This window comes from Amycolatopsis sp. cmx-11-12, from assembly GCF_046269425.1.
Lineage (GTDB): Bacteria > Actinomycetota > Actinomycetes > Mycobacteriales > Pseudonocardiaceae > Amycolatopsis.
On the sequence record NZ_JADNQM010000005.1, the window covers coordinates 349,252 to 365,560 of the forward strand.

Genomic DNA, 16,309 nt, shown 5'->3' on the forward strand with positions numbered 1-16,309 from the left:
CCTGATCAGGTGGGAAGGACTCGGGCGGCCGAATCGGCGAAGCGTTCGAGCAGCAGTGCGGCGTCGGAGGCGTCGAACACCAGCGGCGGCCGGATCTTGATGACGTTGCCGTGCGGCCCGGACGCCGACACGAGCACGAAGTGTTCGCGCAGATCGTCCACAAGCGACTGGGCGAGTAGCCGGTCCGGGTCCGTGCCTTCCGGTGCGGTCACCTCGATTCCGAGGAACAACCCGGCGCCGCGCACGTCGGCGAGGCGAGGGTGGTCCGAGACGATGCGGGCGAACCCCCGCTTCAGCTGTGCGCCGATCTCGTGGGCGTTGTCGATGAGACCTTCGCCTTCGATGGTGCCGAGCACTGCCGCGGCCGCGGCGATCGGTACGTTGCTGCCGCCGAAAGTGTTGAAGTAGCGCACTTTCCGGCCGAACTCCCGGCCGACCTCGTGCCGCAGCACCGTCGCGGCCACCGGAATCCCGTTGCCCATCGGCTTTCCCAGGGTCACCAGATCGGGCACGACCTCATGCCTGCCGAAACCCCACCATCCCGTTCCCGTGCGGCCGAACCCCGCCTGGACCTCGTCCGCGAGGTAGACCCCGCCCGCCGCACGGACCTCGGCGGCGAGTACGCCGAGCAGATCCGTCGGGACCGGCTGCACGCCGTCGGAGGAAAAGATGCTGTCCACCACGAGCGCGCATACCCCGAACCCGTGCCGCCGGAGATTGTCTATGGCCGCCCGGATCTCGGTGCGCAGCTCGGCCACCACCGAGGTGCCCTGCCGCAGGGGGTCCGGCGCGCTGATCGTGCGCACGTGCGGTCCCAGCGGCGAGGCCGGGCCGAGGGACGGGGAGAACGCCGCCACCTCGGCGGTCACCCCGTGGTAGGCGTTGCGCGTGACGATGATCCCGGTGTTGCCGGTGTGCGCCCGCGCGATGCGCAAGGCGAGGTCGTTCGCTTCCGAGCCGGTGCAGGTGTAGGTGACCCGGTCGAGTTCCGCGGGGAACGTCTCGAGCAACCGTTCGGAGAAGTCGAGCAGATCGGCCTGCAGGTAGCGGGTGTTCGTGGTGACCTTCGACAGCTGCCGGGTGACCGCCTCGACGACGGCGGGATGGCAGTGTCCGAGCGAGACGACGTTGTTGTAGGCGTCGAGGTACTCGTTGCCCGCGGAGTCGTAGAGGTGCACGCCGTCGCCGCGGACGACCTCGACCGGGTTCGTGTAGAACAGCTGGTACCCCGGCCCGAGCACCTTCTCGCGCCGGACGAGGAGTTCCCGGATGTGCGGCGGCTGCCCGGCCAAGGACTCGCCGGTGAAGCCGTTGACCATTTCCGGCCCGCGCGGGCGGCTCATCGCCGCGACTCCGTGTCCGCCGACGCGAGTACCCGTTCGGCCGCGGCGTCCAGACCGGCGAACGTCACCCGAGCCGTCGCCCAATCACGGGAGGCGTGCGAGAGCACATACGCCGCGCGTGCCGGATCCCGCCGGGCCCGCCACGACGCGATGAGCGCCCGCTGCACCAGTCGTGCTGTCGACAGCAGCGGAAGAAGCTTGAGTTCTTCTTCGGTGACCGGCCTGATCCGGAGATAGTGGCGCAGCCACGCGAGCGGCACCGCCCATGGGTCGGCGGCGTCCACCTCGAGGAGGTTCGACAACGCGATCGCGAGGTCGAAGACCACCGCCGTGCGCAGCACGTCGCCGAAATCGAGGATCCCGGTCAATGCTCCGCGAGAGCCGACAAGGATGTTGTGCGGGCTCAAGTCGTTGTGCACCAACTGGGTGTCCAGTTCGGCGGGCCGGACGTGGAGCGCGAATTCGGCGAGCACATCGTGCGCGAGCATCCGGTCCGCACTGTCCACTGTGTCCAGTACCGGAACGAGGGCGCCGAGATGGCGCAGATCCCAGATCAAGGTCCGTTCCTGGTTCTCGCCGCGGAAGACGGCGAGCGCGCGGATGAGCTGTGCGTGGTAGCGGCCGAAGGGTGCCGGATCGGCCTCACTCCCGCCCAGCGGTTCGCCAGGGAGGTACGACAGGACCCGCAGGAGCCTCGGCCCGCTCGCGTCTCGTGGCGCGATGTCGTGCACGTCCGCTCCGTCCACACCGGACCGGACGACCGGGATCGGCAGGCCGGGCGCGGTGCGCGCGAGGTGCCGCAGCACCGCTGTCTGCAGCGTGAGGTCCTCGGCCGATTCGCCCTCGCCACCCACCTTCACCAGGTGGCGGGTGCCGGCCGTGTGCAGGACGAAGGTCTCGTCCTTCTCCGAGGCGACGCGTTCGAGCCTGCCGGACAGGCCGTGCACGTCTCGCAGCGCGGCGAGCACGAGCGTTTCGTCGAGGTGCTCTGTGACGGCGTCGAGGCCGCTCGCTGTCACGAGTTCGCGGAAGCCGGGCACGGTGGGGCTCCTCACGAAGCCACCCAGCCGCCGTCGATCAGCAGGCTGGAACCGTGGATGTAGGAGGCGGCGGGGGAAGCGAGGAAGGCGACCGCCGGCGCGATGTCACCGACCTCGCCGACACGTCCGGCGGGTGTGGACTCGAGCATCTGGCGCTCGTAGTCGGAATCTTCGAGCAGGTGCGCGTTGATGCTCGTACGCACGTTGCCGGGAGCGACGGCGTTGACCCGGACGCCCCGCGGGGCGAATTCGGCGGTCAGTGACTTGACCAGCAGCTCCACCGCGCCTTTGGTCGCGCAGTAGGCGCTGGAGTTCGGGAAACCGACGTGCCCGCAGATGGAAGAGACGAAGATGACGCTGCTGCCGTCGCCGAGGTGTCCGGCGGCCGCCCTGGTCAGCCGGAATGGCGCCCGGACGTTGGTCGCCCACTGGTCGTCGAGCTGCTCGTCGGTGGTGTCGGCGAACGGCGTCGGCAGGAAGATCCCGGCAGCGTGCACGAGCACGTCAATGCCCCCGAAGTGCGCGAGCGTGCGGTCGACGACTTTCCCGGGACCGGTGCCGGTCGTGAGGTCGGCGGCGATCGGCTCGGCCTCCGCGCCCGCCGCCCTCAGCTCCGCGGCGACCGTCTCGAGGCGCTGCGCGTCCCGTCCCACCAGGGCGACCCGTGCACCGGTGGCACCGAGTTCGCGCGCGATCTGCGCCCCGATGCCCGAACTCGCGCCCGTGACAATGGCGACCCGGTCGCGAAGCGTTTGTGCGCTGCCAGCCATGAATACTCCCTCGGCCGCTTAATGTAAGAAAACTTACGTTAACGAGGAGTATGTGCCAGAGGAGCAGCTAATGCAAGATTTCCTGCAGTAAGATTTCAGGCTGTGCGCAGCGCCTGGTCCACCAGGGCGTCCAGGTCCTTGTCGGGGGACTCGTAGCCGAAGACCGCGCGCAGGTAGATAGGTGCGAGCACGACATCGAAGATGTGGGCGACCGTCGGCGGCTTGCCACCCGCCGCCTCGACCCGGTCCAACGCCCGCTGCATCTGGGTGGTGCGCTGTCGCAGATACCGGGCGGCGTCGGCAGCGGTCGGAGCGGGCTTGTCACCGGCGAGCGGGGAGGTGGCCGCGGCGAGCGCGTGGAACAGCGCGAACCCCTCACGCGTCTTTACCTGTCCGGCGACCGCGTGCGCCCAGTCGAGCAGATCACGGCGCAGATCGCCGCTGTCCGGGAACGGCGACTCCTCGTTGAGCTGCGTGACCGCGACGTCAAGCACCAGCGACTCGATCCGCCCCCAACGCCGGTAGATCGTCACCTCGTGCACACCCGACCGTTCGGACACTTCCCGCACCGACGGCTGGTCATGCCCTTCGGCGAACAACTCGCGCACCGCGGTGTGCACCGCGGCGCGCGTACGGGCCGTACGGCCTCCAGGGCGAGTGTCTGCCATAGAGCCAGGCTAACGTCCGCTTCGACGGCAACGATCGACAGCAAGCACCCGGACGACCTGCATGGCGGTGGCCAGCGCATACATCGAGACGGGTCCCCGTTGGCGGGGCGCCGGAGACCTCGCCGAAACCGTCCTCGAAGGGCGCGCCCGGGTCCGGACAACACGCGGAACCCCTTACCTCATGCCCGTTCCCCACGGCGTCACCGCCCATACCTGGGGGCTACGGCGGACACAGCCCTGGAGCGCCCGCCGCCACCGTCGAAAAGCTCCTCGAGGACAGCGCCGCTCCGGGACACGGGAAGAGCAGGGTCAAGTCAGTTTCCACACAACGACTTTGCCGTCAGAGCACCCGGCAGCCAGGATCTTGCCGTCACGGTCAAGCGACAGCGATGAGATCATGCCGCTGCTTCCCTCGAGCTTGCGGACGGGTTTCCCGGTCGCGACGTCCCACATGACGACCTTGTGGTCTTCGCCGCCGGTGATCACGGTGCGTCCGTCCGGGCTGAACGCGACGGCCTTCACGTTGTCGCTGTGTTCGCCGTCCAGGCTTGCCAGCAGCTTGCCTTCCGGGACGCTCCAGACCTTCGCGGTCCGGTCGTCGCTTCCGGTGACGAGCCGTGTCCCGTCCGGGCTGAACGCAACAGCTTGGACCGCCTCGGCATGCCCGCGGCGATCGTCGGTCAGAGGGGTGCGCTCACCACTCTTGGTGAGATCCCACAGGTAGGGTCGTGCGTCGTCGCCGCCGCTCGCGAAGTATCGTCCGGTGGGACTGTAGGCGATGGCCCGCACGGATTTGTCGTTGTCGGCCGTGTAGGTGTTGGTGATCTTGCGGCCGGCGATGTCCCAGAACCGGATCTTGCTGCCGCCCGCGAACGGGCGGGTGGCGAATGACTTGCCGTCCGGTGCGAAAGTGACCCCGTGTGCCTGCTCGTCCATGCCGCACTCGGAGTCGCCGATCCGGTTCCACGGCCGGTTACCCTCGAATAGCTGCCAGCATGAGCTGCCAGCTGTGAGCAGTGTGGTTCCGGCCGGGTCGAATGACGCGGCGAGTGCACCGACACCAAGGTCCTTTGCCAACGATGGCGACTGGTTCTCGATCGTCCAGATCGATGTCGTGGACCCGCTGACGCAGGCCACCAGCTGGCCAGCTGGCTGTACCGCCACCGACTCGACGAGGTTACTGGTCTGGTCGCATCCGAAGGCCATGGCAGGCTGCCGTACAGGGACCGGACCCGCCATGCCCTGCGATGGCGCCCCGCTCGTCGGTGCCTGCCTTCCGGTACCCGGCGTTTCCTCAGCCTCCGGGTCAGTTTCCTTTCCGACACCCAGCGCCGCCACCAGCAGGATCAGGACGAACGCGATACCGACGACCCACCACGAGGTGAGCTTCGCCGGTTTTGGAAGCCAGTTGGCGACGACACTGAGACCGAACGCCACGACACCTGCGATGACCAGTCCTGTGAATGTCATCGGCACTGCTCCTCTGCCACCGCAGCATCAATCCCGTACGCCTGAGCAACCACGGCTATCACCCTAGCCAGGACCCGATCCCGACGTGGGCGGCTCGATCAATCGCAGGGACGGGCACGGGGAAAGAGACGCTCGCCGGGGCCAGGCCAGATCTTGGTGTCGCGCGCGGCCACCCTTCCATCGCGGCGCATAGCGGCTAGGGCCTGCCCGGACTGCGGCCGTGTTGACACGGCAAGATCGGGTTCAGGCGCGTCGACGCGACCTCGCGCTGAGCGGCATCCGGCTCGTGGTGAGCCTCGACTGGCGCCGCACTTTGTCTGGAGCGCTGGACGATCGCGACGACCGCGATCACTGAACGGGTTCCGAGCGCACGGTACTGCTGATGGTGCGCCCTGCCGAGCAGGGCGAGTTCGGAGTGGACGCCCCTCGATGTTCTTACGGGAGGCGACGGGACCCGTGACACAGCGTCATACGACGCCGATTCCCTCGAAGGAGGGTGCCGGGCCGGTCCTGGCGCGGACCGGCCCGGCACCGGCGGAAGTCAGGCCGGTTCCGCCACGCAGGTTCGATCATCCTTCGGACGTTCGCCCGTGGTCAGGAACGCGGTGACCGTGTCGTTCGCGCACTTGTTCGCGCCGATCAGGTAGACGCCGTGGCCGCCCTGGTCCGCGGTGACCATCTGGGCCCGGTCACCGAAGGCGCGCCGCATCTGCCCGGCGCCGGCCAGTGGCGTCGCCGGGTCGCGGGTGTTCTGCGCGAGCAGCACGTTCGACGGGCCCCGGTCGCCGATCCGGACGGGCGGTTCGGCGGGCTCGGACCGCCAGAAGGCGCACGGGCGGATATTGGCCCCGGCCGCGCCGAACATCGGGTAGCGCTTTCGGTCCACGGAGACGTCGTGGAGATAGCTGCCCACCGACCTCGGCCAGCGGGAATCGTTGCAGAGCACGTAAAGGTGGCTGGCCACCGCGTTCTCCAGATTCTGCGGAGCCTTCGCCTCGGCCGACGGTGGTGGCGGCTGGTTCGTGTCGAGCGCGTGCCAGATCGCGGCCAGTTCGGGCATCCGGCTGTCCCGGTACAGGGATGCGAAGGTCGCCAGCCGGAAGAGGGTGCCGTCGAAACCTTGCACCGGTGCCTTGTCCAGGCGGCCGGCGAGGTCGAAGTATTTCGCGGTGACCTCTTCCGGTGTGGTGCCCAGGTCGTATTCAGGACGCGCGGCGGCGAACTTGGCGAAGTCCGGGAACCGCTTCTCCATACCTGGGCCGAACAACCGGCTGGCCACCCGGTCCAGGCCGCCCGGGACGAGGTTGCTGTCGAGCACGATCCGGTCGCTCCGGTCTGGGAACAGAGTGGTGTAGACCGCACCGAGATGGGTGCCGTAGGAATAGCCGAGGAAGGAGAGCTTGTCCTCGTGCAGTGCCTCGCGGATCCGGTCCATGTCGCGCGCGGTGGCCGCGGTCGACATGTAGGGGAGCAGGTTCGCAGTCTTGGACTCGGCGCACTGCTCGGCGACGGCCTTCGCGTTCCGAGCCTGTGTGAGAACGTCGGCGGCGTCGCGTGCGTAGGGCGGGATGTTGCCCCTGTTCTGCTGTTCCGACGTCAGGTCGCAGGTGACCGGGGTGCTCCGGCCCACGCCACGCGGGTCGAAGCCGATGATGTCGTAGCTGTCCAGAACGCTTTGCGGCAGCCCGAGATCGACGAGCCCGCCCGGGAAGTCGAGGCCGCTGCCGCCCGGTCCGCCGGGGTTGGTCAGCAGCACACCCCGGCGCTTGTCGGGATTCTTGCTCGCCAGCCGGGAGACCGTGAGCTGGATCTGCTGTCCGTCCGGGCGCCGGTGGTCCAAGGGGACGTCGATGGTGGTGCACTGAAGGCCGGGTTTGGCGACGTCGGCCGGGCACGCGCCCCACTGCAATGCCTGGGCGGGCTCACCCGCTTGAGCGAGTCCTGGTGGTGCTAGCAAGGCCGCCGCGATAACGATGGTCAAGGCTCTCCGCATGGCTTCCCCTCGGGTGGTCGGTCGTGCGCTGTCCGGTCCGAGTAGAGACCGTGCCCTCGGGGCATGGTCAACGAAGACGTTCGCCGCCGGCGCCATCCGGTGATCTTCCTTGACTGTGCCCCAGGGGCATGGTGTGCACTGCAGGGGATGACCTGGAGTACACGCGAGCTGGCAGAGCTGGCAGGCACGACCCTGAAGACCGTCCGCTACTACCACCGGATCGGTCTGCTCGACGAGCCGGAACGAGGAGCGAACGGGTACAAGCGGTACCGCATCGCGCACTTGATCCGGCTGCTGCGGATCCGGCGGCTCGTCGATCTGGGGGTGCCGCTGGCCGACATCGAGGCGATGGGGGAGTCGGACGGGAACGCGGAGCGGACGTTGCGCGCGCTGGACGCCGAACTGGAGGCGAGCATCGAACGGCAGGAACGGATGCGGAAGGAGCTGGCGTTGATCCTGGAGCGCCGCAGCCTTGTCGACCTGCCACCGGGTTTCGACGGGGACGTCGCCGACCTGTCCGAAGTCGAGCGTTCGATGCTGATGGTCTTCTCGCGGGTGCTGGATGCGAAGGCGATGGACGCGGTGCGGGAGTTGCACGCGGCGCCGCGTCCTCCTGCGCAAGCGGAGTTCGACGCGCTCGACGCCGACGCCGACGAGGCCACGAGACAGCGACTGGCCGAGGCTCTCACGCCGGTCGCGCGCCACCAGATCGAAACACAGCCGGCCTTGACGGAAGCGACGGCGCGGGTGGCTCTTTCCGAACCGATGGTCCTGCGTGGCCTGGTGGAGCTCTACAACCCGGCCCAGCTGGACGTCTTGCGGCGGCTGAGTGCCCTCCTCAACCTCGCGCCCTAGCCCTAGAAAGAAAAGGACCATGAAGAACCTCAAACGACGTTGGCAGCTCGGCAAAGTCCGGCCCGGCGACGGGAGCGAGCTTCCCGAATACCGTCTCTGGCAGCTCTTTTCCCGTTCGCTGCTCTTCCTCGACCTCGTGACACCGTCCGGGAAGACGCACGAGTACGCGGTCGACGTCCGGCATCTCGCCGAGGCGAAGAGCAGAAAGCAGCATGAGGACGCCCTCGGGAAGAGCCCCGCCGCGCTGTACCGGGACGGCGTCCAGATCCACCGCTCCAATCTGCCGACGGCGTTTCCCGTGCCCGGCGGTGTCATCGAGGTGGCCACCAGCGCGTTCGGGCTCAAGCGCATCCACTTCGTCGCCGACGACGGCACCGAACGCGCGCTGCGTCCTCACCATCGTTCGCAGGAAGGCCTGCGGGCGCGCTTCGGGCGGCGGTTCCCGCGGACCAGTGCTGTTGTCGGCGTGGTGACCCTCGTCGTCCTCCTGGCGGCGCTCGTCATCAGCCTCATGCACGGTGTCGAGGCCGTCACGCGGATCCCCGCCGTCGCCGAACACGTCGGCAGGTTCGTCTCGCCGGTCGATCTGCCCACGTGGGGGAAGGTCGCCCTGGGCGTCGCCGGCGCGCTCTCCGCGGTGGAACGGGCCACGAGACTCCGCTTCAACCGGCTGATCGACACCGTCGCTTCCTGACCCGCAGAACCGGCTTCCCGGCCGGCCACGCGGGTCACCAGGCGACCGGAAGGCCCGCTACGCCGTGCACGGCTGTCAGGTCACGGAACCGGATCTCCGCCGGGTCGAGATCGAGTCGGAGCTTGGGGAAGCGCCGCACCAACGCTGGTAGCGCAATCCGAATCTCCATCCTGGCCAGTGGCGCGCCGACACAGTGGTGAATGCCGTGTCCGAAACCATGTGTGGGAACGGTTTCCGCGAGATGTCGAAGTCGTCCGGGGCGGTGACGAGATTCGTGTCCCGGTTGGCCATGGGTCCGCCATGGCGGTCCGGGGCACACCAGAGTGCACGGGGCAAGGAAACGCAGCCCGGATCGGCATGCCGATCAGATCATCACCGGGAGCACTGCGATGCCGGTTAACGAGATCGCTCATGTAAGTCCGCAGAGCAAGAAACGCTTCGGTTCGTTCGTCTTGTGAGGCAGAGAACTGAAGTTGAACCGACGACAGACGTTGGAACTGTCGGCTACCTCGCCGACGGTCGCATCACCAACCTCGAACCACGGTCAGCGACACCCTGACCTAAATAACACCAGCCGCAACAGGCACGACACCTTACGGGGATAGAACACAAAATCAGGCCCTGAACAGCCAAACCCTCGGGCTCAGATTACGAGCGAGAGAGTTACTCTGCATACAAAACTCCAGGTCGAACGGCAAGAATCGAATTCTCGGTGGAGCTGAGGGTTCCTTACTCGAACACAAAAGATCAGGTCAGGACCCTGAGGAGCTTCGCGAGAAGCTTCCCAGCCTCGATACACCCGAGCCGCCCTTGGTTAAGCGCGGCGTCCAGCAGCTTGGCTCCGAGCAAGTTGAGCAGCTGATCGCCGACTACCAGTCCGGCGCGACGGTGTGCGAACTCGGTGACCGGTTCGGCATCGAACGGCGAACGGTCAGCAACATCCTCCACCGGCACGGCGTGCCGATGCGCCGCCGTGGCCTCTCGCCAGAGCAGGTCGACGACGCCATCCACCTCTACAAACTCGGCTGGTCACTCTCCCGGATCGGCACCGGCATGAGCGTCACGGCTGACACTGTACGCAAACGCCTCCTCGAACACGGAGTGACTATGCGTGACACCCACGGGCGACCGCGTGTCAAGGCAGGCGGCCCGCGATGACCCGGCCCGCAACCAACTTTTCGGCTCGATCAGATTCCAACAGCGCTGCTGTCGTTCAAGTCGTCACTGTGATCATGGGCGTCGTCGTCGGCCTCACCCGGTGTGGTCGGAAATCGCGTCGACGGCTCGGAGGTGCTGGGTGAGGAAGAGGGCCGCACGGTCGAGCGCGTGGTCGGCTTCGTCGAGGGCGCCACCCGCGAAGGACTGGAAGACGTGGGGGGCGTCAGCGGTGACGTCCAAGATGACGTCCACTCCGGCGTCGCGGGCGCGGGCGGCGAGTCGGGTGGAGTCGTCGAGCAGGATCTCGTTGGCGCCCACTTGAAGCAGCAGTGGAGGAAAGCCGGTCAGATCGGCGTGAACGGCCGGGCTCAGCAAAGGCTGTTGCGGGTCCTGGCCGGCGAGATACATCTCGCCCGTGCGCATCACGGCCTCTCGGGTGAAGATCGGGTCTGCACCATTCTTGGTCGTCATGCTTTCCCCGGTCCGGGTGGTGTCCAGCCCTGGGGAGAAAGCCACGATCGCGGCAGGCAGTGGAAGATCCGCGTCACGGGCGGCCAGGGCGGTGGTAACGGTGTAACCGCCACCGGCGGAGTCCCCGGCGAATCCGATGGAGGACGGGCTCACGCCCTGACCGAGGAGAGCGCGATAGGCACTCAGGTTGTCCTCCAGGCCAGCAGGGAACGGATATTCGGGAGCGAGGCGGTAGTCCACCGAGTACGCCTCGAAGCCCGTCTTCGAGACCAGTTGCGCGGTCAGCGACAGCGCAGTCTCGGGCGAGCCGAACACGAAACCGCCACCGTGGAAGTACAAGATCGTGCCGTGCCGCGCTGCGTCACCCGGTGTCACGTGCAGGGCAGGTCGGCCACCGAGGGTCACCGGAGCCGTGTGGACGTTCTCCGGCACGATCATCGTGTCCATGAGCGCCTTGAACCCGGTGCGCAACTCCGCGACGGAGCGTGGTCCCGTGGGCCGGAACCGGCGGAGCATCGCGTCGATGTCGGCCAGTTGCTGCTTACTCATCCCGATCCTCACCTCCAAGTATCTTCCACTACACTATATGCCATGGCATATAAGCCACGGGGCGACGCCCCCGACCTGCAGAAGCTCTTCGCGGATCTCGTCCGTTGCGAGACGCGCCTGTACAACGCCCTGAACGAACGCTTGCGTTCAGAGCACGGGATGGCCACCTCGCAGTTCGAGTTCCTGCGGTTCCTGCGTGAACGCTCTGGAGCCCGTGTGGCCGATCTCGCCGCAGAATTCGCCATCGGTGCCGGTGCCGCCAGCAAGGGCGTCGATCGATTGGAGCGGCAGGGGTGGATCGTCCGTCAGGTCAACCCGATGGACCGCAGGTCCTCCCTGCTGGCCCTGACCGACGAAGGCCGGCGGCTCATCGAGTCCGCCGAGCGCACGGTCACCACCGGCCTGAGTGAAATGATCGAAGGCAGCCTCGGGGTGCGCTCCATCGCCGCCGCTGCGGACGCCCTCAGCCAGCTGCGTTCCGCGCTCGAACATCGCCGGATTGGCCTACCCACTGGCTGAAGTGGGGCCACCATCCGGTAAGCGGCCCGCGCCGGCCACCCGCGCCCGGTGCTGAAGCAGGCCGCGGGCGTGCGGATGGTCGTCCGGACGCCCGCCGAGCGGTGACGCGATCAGCTCCGCCCAATACCGTGGCCAGAGCGTGCCCAGCACGACGACCGGCCCCGCGCTGGACTCGAGCAAGGTACGGAGCCATGCCGCCGCTACTTCGCCGGTCGAGCCGGACAGGTGGTTGTGGGTCTCGTTGAGCCAGAGCACGGTTCTCGGTACGACGCTGTCCAGCCGCAGCAGGTCATCCGCGGTACGCGGGTACACCAGCGGCCAGGTACGGAGGACTTCGTGGTCGCGCCGCAGGTACTTCGGCAGGGCGGTTTCACCGACGGTCGTCGGCGAGTCATCGAGACGGATCGCGTGGTGCACATCCAGGTCGAACGGGTCCCACTCCATGATCGGCTTCGCTGAAACCGGGGCGGGGGAGGGCGAGCCGGGGTGAATGTGCACGCCGCCTTCGATGGTGCCCGCCTGCAGCACGGTCGTGGCCTTGCCGGAGACATCTGCGCGGTCCGATTCGCTCCTGGTGCTGGGAGCGGGAGGCCGCGACCGTGGAGACGTGGGCGTGGTCGGCTCGCCATCGCCGTGGATCGAAAAGGGAATCGGGTAGGGGAAGATGGTGGTGCCGGGCGTGTTCATGGCAAGCGTCGACGAAGGCTTCGACCGTCCTCCACCGGGGCACGATGGGCTTGGCGAGCATTTTCGAGATCGTCGCGGCGCGGAGGGTGAAGCCTCGCAGGACCGCGTACGCCCTGAGCTGTTCGTAACCCGGTGAGCCGACGTCGTGCCACAGATCGCGCAGCTGGGCGTGGAGCAGCGTCACAGGGTCGTTCGAACTCACCGGCTGGTGCCTCCTGCCCCTCGACCGAGCGGATCGCTGGATCCGGGGTATCTACAGCACGGCGACCTCGCTCGCGGTGTCGTGGAGAAGAGCGGCTCAGCCGCGCAGCTGCGACGTAACCTCCTCCAACCTGCGTAGCACCAGTTCGCTAAGCGGCCTGTTCGCGCCTTGGAAGATCGTGATGTCTTCGCCCAAGCGACGTAAATCATCGGCGGCGTCCGAGAGCCGTCCCGCGTGGGCCTTCTCGACAGCGGTCCAATACCGCGACCGGTAGTCGACGGACCGAACGAACGGATCATCCTCGCCGATACGGTGTACGTGCTCCTCCTTGAGCTCTTTGAGGATGAGAAGGGCCTCGGTCGTGTCTCCGGTTTCGCCGGTCATGGTCGAGATGGTGAGGCGGAGATGGCGCAGATCGATGCACTGGGACTCCGCACTAGCGCGGCATTCTTCCAGCAAGTCCTGCGCGAGCTCCAGTGCGCTCAGGGCATCGCCACTGTCCGCCATACAGGCGAACAAGTCCGTGAGTGCGTTGAGCGTTTGGCCATTGAGCCGGCCGTGCCTTCGTTCCTCGTCCTTCGCGATGGATTCGAGCTCGTCCAACGCTTGCGAGAACCGCCCTGCCCTGCGGAGCTGGTCCGCACGCTGGTATCTCAAGGTCGTGAGCGTGTCGGCCGGAGCTCGCCTGGCACGCATCCAGGCAGCGAACTCGTCATGCAACTCGACGGCTCGTTCTGCCCCACCACGCCCGACCGCCTTGGCGTAGCCGAACATCGCCGCGTAGGTGATCCACTCGGTCTCGTCGAGGTGCTTTAGGCAATCCTCGAGTAACCGGAGGTACTGGCAGGCGGCCTCGTGTGTCTCGCCTGTCTCTCCAGTCCAGTGTGCGATACCACGCCGGATATTGAGAATGACCGGATGAAAAGCTCCGAGTGCCTGCTCGGTCTCTGCTCGGAGATCGAGCAATCCGCGGAGAGACGGTCGCGGGCCGCCGCCCACAACCCAGAAGAGAGCGGATCTGATCGTGACCGTGTCCTGATGGTTCCAGCCGAGTTTCGCGGAAAGTTCCTCCAAGCTTTCTTGAAGGAACAGCCTTTGTGCCGCCCGCCCGTCGCGTTCCTCGATCACATATCCACGATTGGTGCGGCTCTCGACGTAAGTTTCCGACGCGCGCTCGTACGCCAGTTCGGCTTGGCACAGGCGGCCCCAGTTCCACGCCACTTGACCGATGTCCTTGAGTTCTTCGGGCTGCCCGGCATCGATGAACGCTTCGAGCGCGTCGGCGGGAATCGATTCTCGCTCGACCGCGTCGATCAGATAGTCGAACGCGGTGAAACCGCCGTCACCGCTGGGAATCAGCAGGCTGCTCGTCGCGTGCAGGGGGGTGGTCGCCCACTCGATGGCACGATCGAGCTCCTCCGGCCGTAAGCGGTGGCCACCACGCCTGCGCAGATACGACTCGTGCGCAAGGGTCAGTACCTCGATGGACAAGGGCCTATGCACTCCGGCACGCCGTGCGTCTATGGCCGCGTGTACCAGCGCGGCCGCGCGTGGATGGGTGCCCGGCGCCCAGGCATCCCGCCACGTCGCGAGAAGTTGCGGCCCCGCGGCGAGATACTCGGCGACGCCGAACCGGTCGACCTGCTCCAGTGCTTCGGCGATGCGGGGATCACGAGGCTCAAGCCGCCGGGCCTTTACGACCTCGTCGGTGCTCCATGACCGGGGAAGGTCGATGCGGGTGGCGAGCCGTAACACCTCCCATCCCTGCCGGATCGTTTCACGGCTCCGCGTCGCGTCGATCGTGGACGACGAACCACCACAGAAGTATGCGTATTCCTCCGAGCGCATCGTGGCGACAATGACACAGTGTTTCGTCGAAAGAATTCCGGAAATACCGGCTCCAGTGAATCCGCCCGCCCCTAGGAATCGCTCGATGTCATCGAGCCACAGCACCGCACGGGGTGATTCGAGCATCGCGTCGACAGCCGTCTTCGCGGCGTCACGCTGGGAAGGTTCCACCAGTCTGTGGCCCGGAAAGAGCTCACGCACAGCCTCGTACGCGGCCCGGGACTTGCCCGCGGTGGACTCGCCGACAAGCAAGACGAAACGATCTTTGGAAATCGCCGAGGTCAAGCGCTCCATGACATCACGGCGGACAAAACCAGGGCTTCGCTCCAGCGATTCCACCAGGGCGGCCGGGTGCACACCGAGTTGAACCGGGTCGTTCAGGCCACGAACCAGCGGCAGTCCTCCACGGCGGTCACAGCGCAGCAGACCGTGCCGCGTATCGAGGTGATCATCTCGGTTCTTCAGCACCGCGACGGCACGCGTGGTCGAAACGGCCGCGACCATCGCCCCCACTGCCGCGACCACGGACGAGATCACGGCGGGCACGGGAAGCTTGGTCACCGCCGCGCCGACGGCCACGACGGCCAGTGCCAGCCCGATCAGCAGCCAGACCACCCGTCGTCGCATAGTCCCTCCCGACGGGGATTGTAAGCGCCCGGCCGACAATCAGGTCATAGCGCGAAACGATTCCTCCGACATCGGGCGGATGATTCATCATTACCGGTGGCTGTCATCGGCCAGGCCGCGGCTCGCCTGCCGCGAGGACTCGATCCCACTTCGGGTCGCAGCCGCGGCTGCGAGCCTCGCCGAGGCTGGTCAGCAGGGACTCGCGTTCGCTCGTACCACGGCGCAGCGTGGGCACGCTGGTGTGCGCGTCGGGCGCGGACTGGGTGTTCTCGTCGAGCGAGGCGATCAGGGGCGGCGGGGCACCCAGCTCCACGTACAAGGTGCGCTCGGCGTCTTCCATGGTCGCCGCGCAGGCATCGGCGAACCGGACCGGCCGGCGGAGCTTGGCCGCCCAGTACGCGGCAGTCAGGTCCGCGCCGCGCACCGTCCGGCCGAAGACCGACGAATACATCGGAATACGTCTCTCGTGGCTTGATCGTCGACAGCCGGGCCGTCAGTTCGTCCAGGATGGGATCGACCTCCGGGGTGGCCGTGATATCGCCCATCGCCGCTCCGCACCTGACCACCACGCTCGCCGACCACGGCCAGGTTCTGGCGTCCGGCATCGACGCCGCCCTCGGACAAATGCCCGGCCTGGCCCGCGCCGAAATCATCCGGCTGCCCGGTGGCTATACACGCCGGTGAACCGCACGCGCGGTGGTGCGCTGAATTTGGCCAGGGTCATTTGGCGGATTCGGCATCCCGAGGTGGCTGGGCGGCGTCGTGGTGCGTGTCGAGATCGTCGAGTTGTTGTTGTATCCGAATGGCGTCGGTGTCGCGGCTTTGTTCGCGGTACAGCGCCAACGCTTCCCGCCAAAACATGCGGGCCTCTTCCTGTCGTCCGAGGGCGGCGTGAGGATGGCCCATACGGTCGAGGGTGTGCGCGGTCTCGTAGGTGTTGGTCTGTGCGCGGCGCAGGGCGATGGCGTGGTGGTAGTGGCCTATCGCTTGTAGGTGGTCGCCGGTGCGGTGGGCGACGAGCCCGAGAGTGTCAGCGACGTCAGCTTCGCCTCGTGGGTCCTGGAGGCGGTGGTACAGGGCGAGGGCGGCATGGGAATGGTGGAGGGCGGTGTCGAATTCCCCCCCAGGTTTGCGGCGTACCAACCTACCTGCCATCGCGCATCGGCTTCCCATGCTGGGATCGTGCTTACCAGAATGTCGTGACCCTGCGTCACTGAAAAGACTGTGATCGAGTGCAGGTCCGGGCGTGTCGCGGATTTGACGTGGTTCTCGCTCAATCTGACACGAGCTGAGCTGCCTCGCGTCTTCCGGACAGTCGCTTAGTGGTTTCTCATGCTGCGACGTGGTGTTTCAGGTACTCGGTGTGGACTTCGTGGGGTGTCTTGTAGTCGAGTCCTGAGTGAAGGCGCCGCTGA

General features: G+C 67.0%; 17 protein-coding genes and 1 pseudogene. 5 read left to right on the plus strand and 13 right to left on the minus strand.

Annotated elements, in window-relative coordinates; translation table 11 throughout:
* Positions 1-5: 5 nt before the first annotated feature.
* The 6 genes from ACLARN_RS09800 to ACLARN_RS09825 all read right to left on the minus strand — a co-directional run bounded on the left by ACLARN_RS09800 (position 6) and on the right by ACLARN_RS09825 (position 7,284).
* Positions 6-1,343, minus strand: coding sequence for an aspartate aminotransferase family protein (locus ACLARN_RS09800; protein WP_409490997.1), 1,338 nt, complete (start codon positions 1,341-1,343; stop codon positions 6-8).
* Positions 1,340-2,398 (minus strand): phosphotransferase, encoded by a 1,059-nt coding sequence (locus tag ACLARN_RS09805; RefSeq protein WP_409490998.1) that lies wholly within the window; start codon positions 2,396-2,398, stop codon positions 1,340-1,342. Before ACLARN_RS09805 ends, ACLARN_RS09800 begins: the two co-directional genes overlap by 4 nt.
* Positions 2,395-3,153, minus strand: a complete 759-nt coding sequence (locus ACLARN_RS09810) for an SDR family NAD(P)-dependent oxidoreductase (protein ID WP_409490999.1) — start codon at positions 3,151-3,153, stop codon at positions 2,395-2,397. Before ACLARN_RS09810 ends, ACLARN_RS09805 begins: the two co-directional genes overlap by 4 nt.
* A 95-nt stretch (positions 3,154-3,248) precedes the next feature.
* Complete coding sequence (locus ACLARN_RS09815; RefSeq protein WP_409491000.1) at positions 3,249-3,821, minus strand: TetR-like C-terminal domain-containing protein; 573 nt, start codon at positions 3,819-3,821, stop codon at positions 3,249-3,251.
* Between the two features lie 309 nt (positions 3,822-4,130).
* Positions 4,131-5,258, minus strand: a complete 1,128-nt coding sequence (locus ACLARN_RS09820) for a WD40 repeat domain-containing protein (protein WP_409491001.1) — start codon at positions 5,256-5,258, stop codon at positions 4,131-4,133.
* Between the two features lie 574 nt (positions 5,259-5,832).
* The gene (locus ACLARN_RS09825; protein ID WP_409491002.1) at positions 5,833-7,284 is read right to left on the minus strand and encodes an alpha/beta hydrolase; all 1,452 of its coding nucleotides are present in this window, start codon (positions 7,282-7,284) and stop codon (positions 5,833-5,835) included.
* A 147-nt stretch (positions 7,285-7,431) separates the two neighbouring features.
* Between ACLARN_RS09825 and ACLARN_RS09830 the strand changes: the two genes are divergently transcribed.
* Together ACLARN_RS09830 and ACLARN_RS09835 are read left to right on the plus strand one after the other, a co-directional pair.
* A complete protein-coding gene (locus tag ACLARN_RS09830) occupies positions 7,432-8,139 on the plus strand; it encodes a MerR family transcriptional regulator (protein WP_409491003.1) in 708 nt (235 codons plus the stop codon).
* A gap of 19 nt (positions 8,140-8,158) precedes the next feature.
* Positions 8,159-8,833 (plus strand): hypothetical protein, encoded by a 675-nt coding sequence (locus tag ACLARN_RS09835; protein ID WP_409491004.1) that lies wholly within the window; start codon positions 8,159-8,161, stop codon positions 8,831-8,833.
* A gap of 34 nt (positions 8,834-8,867) precedes the next feature.
* On the opposite strand, the gene ACLARN_RS09840 is transcribed toward ACLARN_RS09835, so the two are convergent.
* Both ACLARN_RS09840 and ACLARN_RS09845 read right to left on the minus strand, forming a co-directional pair.
* The gene (locus ACLARN_RS09840; RefSeq protein ID WP_409491020.1) at positions 8,868-9,002 is read right to left on the minus strand and encodes a hypothetical protein; all 135 of its coding nucleotides are present in this window, start codon (positions 9,000-9,002) and stop codon (positions 8,868-8,870) included.
* 6 nt (positions 9,003-9,008) lie between these two features.
* Positions 9,009-9,152, minus strand: a pseudogene (locus ACLARN_RS09845) (hypothetical protein); the annotation flags it as partial.
* 491 nt (positions 9,153-9,643) lie between these two features.
* Here ACLARN_RS09845 and ACLARN_RS09850 point away from each other — a divergent pair.
* Positions 9,644-9,991 (plus strand): helix-turn-helix domain containing protein, encoded by a 348-nt coding sequence (locus ACLARN_RS09850; RefSeq protein WP_409491005.1) that lies wholly within the window; start codon positions 9,644-9,646, stop codon positions 9,989-9,991.
* 93 nt (positions 9,992-10,084) lie between these two features.
* Here the strand turns inward: ACLARN_RS09850 and ACLARN_RS09855 are convergent, their stop codons facing one another.
* Positions 10,085-11,011, minus strand: coding sequence for an alpha/beta hydrolase (locus ACLARN_RS09855; protein WP_409491006.1), 927 nt, complete (start codon positions 11,009-11,011; stop codon positions 10,085-10,087).
* A 42-nt stretch (positions 11,012-11,053) separates the two neighbouring features.
* Between ACLARN_RS09855 and ACLARN_RS09860 the strand changes: the two genes are divergently transcribed.
* Positions 11,054-11,530 carry a MarR family winged helix-turn-helix transcriptional regulator gene (locus ACLARN_RS09860; RefSeq protein ID WP_409491007.1) on the plus strand — a complete coding sequence of 159 codons (477 nt, stop codon included), beginning with the start codon at positions 11,054-11,056 and terminating at the stop codon, positions 11,528-11,530.
* Here ACLARN_RS09860 and ACLARN_RS09865 read toward each other — a convergent pair.
* The 3 genes from ACLARN_RS09865 to ACLARN_RS09875 all read right to left on the minus strand — a co-directional run bounded on the left by ACLARN_RS09865 (position 11,516) and on the right by ACLARN_RS09875 (position 15,351).
* Positions 11,516-12,217 carry a hypothetical protein gene (locus ACLARN_RS09865; RefSeq protein WP_409491008.1) on the minus strand — a complete coding sequence of 234 codons (702 nt, stop codon included), beginning with the start codon at positions 12,215-12,217 and terminating at the stop codon, positions 11,516-11,518. The genes ACLARN_RS09860 and ACLARN_RS09865 overlap by 15 nt on opposite strands.
* Positions 12,218-12,515: 298 nt before the next feature.
* A complete protein-coding gene (locus ACLARN_RS09870; RefSeq protein WP_409491009.1) occupies positions 12,516-14,882 on the minus strand; it encodes a hypothetical protein in 2,367 nt (788 codons plus the stop codon).
* A gap of 115 nt (positions 14,883-14,997) precedes the next feature.
* A complete protein-coding gene (locus ACLARN_RS09875; RefSeq protein WP_409491019.1) occupies positions 14,998-15,351 on the minus strand; it encodes a hypothetical protein in 354 nt (117 codons plus the stop codon).
* Positions 15,352-15,419: 68 nt separating this feature from the next.
* Between ACLARN_RS09875 and ACLARN_RS09880 the strand changes: the two genes are divergently transcribed.
* Positions 15,420-15,578 carry a hypothetical protein gene (locus tag ACLARN_RS09880; RefSeq protein ID WP_409491010.1) on the plus strand — a complete coding sequence of 53 codons (159 nt, stop codon included), beginning with the start codon at positions 15,420-15,422 and terminating at the stop codon, positions 15,576-15,578.
* A 36-nt stretch (positions 15,579-15,614) separates the two neighbouring features.
* On the opposite strand, the gene ACLARN_RS09885 is transcribed toward ACLARN_RS09880, so the two are convergent.
* Entirely contained in the window at positions 15,615-16,067 is a 453-nt protein-coding gene (locus ACLARN_RS09885; RefSeq protein ID WP_409491011.1) for a tetratricopeptide repeat protein, read from the minus strand.
* Positions 16,068-16,309: the final 242 nt, after the last annotated feature.

What these genes read in the sequence shown, in the direction of transcription:
- ACLARN_RS09800 (WP_409490997.1), bottom strand. Translation starts at nt 1,343, where the DNA reads ATGAGCCGCCCGCGCGGGCCGGAAATGGTCAACGGCTTCACCGGCGAG.
- ACLARN_RS09810 (WP_409490999.1), bottom strand. Translation starts at nt 3,153, where the DNA reads ATGGCTGGCAGCGCACAAACGCTTCGCGACCGGGTCGCCATTGTCACG.
- ACLARN_RS09815 (WP_409491000.1), bottom strand. Translation starts at nt 3,821, where the DNA reads ATGGCAGACACTCGCCCTGGAGGCCGTACGGCCCGTACGCGCGCCGCG.
- ACLARN_RS09825 (WP_409491002.1), bottom strand. Translation starts at nt 7,284, where the DNA reads ATGCGGAGAGCCTTGACCATCGTTATCGCGGCGGCCTTGCTAGCACCA.
- ACLARN_RS09830 (WP_409491003.1), top strand. Translation starts at nt 7,432, where the DNA reads ATGACCTGGAGTACACGCGAGCTGGCAGAGCTGGCAGGCACGACCCTG.
- ACLARN_RS09835 (WP_409491004.1), top strand. Translation starts at nt 8,159, where the DNA reads ATGAAGAACCTCAAACGACGTTGGCAGCTCGGCAAAGTCCGGCCCGGC.
- ACLARN_RS09840 (WP_409491020.1), bottom strand. Translation starts at nt 9,002, where the DNA reads ATGGAGATTCGGATTGCGCTACCAGCGTTGGTGCGGCGCTTCCCCAAG.
- ACLARN_RS09855 (WP_409491006.1), bottom strand. Translation starts at nt 11,011, where the DNA reads ATGAGTAAGCAGCAACTGGCCGACATCGACGCGATGCTCCGCCGGTTC.
- ACLARN_RS09860 (WP_409491007.1), top strand. Translation starts at nt 11,054, where the DNA reads ATGGCATATAAGCCACGGGGCGACGCCCCCGACCTGCAGAAGCTCTTC.
- ACLARN_RS09865 (WP_409491008.1), bottom strand. Translation starts at nt 12,217, where the DNA reads ATGAACACGCCCGGCACCACCATCTTCCCCTACCCGATTCCCTTTTCG.
- ACLARN_RS09885 (WP_409491011.1), bottom strand. Translation starts at nt 16,067, where the DNA reads ATGGGAAGCCGATGCGCGATGGCAGGTAGGTTGGTACGCCGCAAACCT.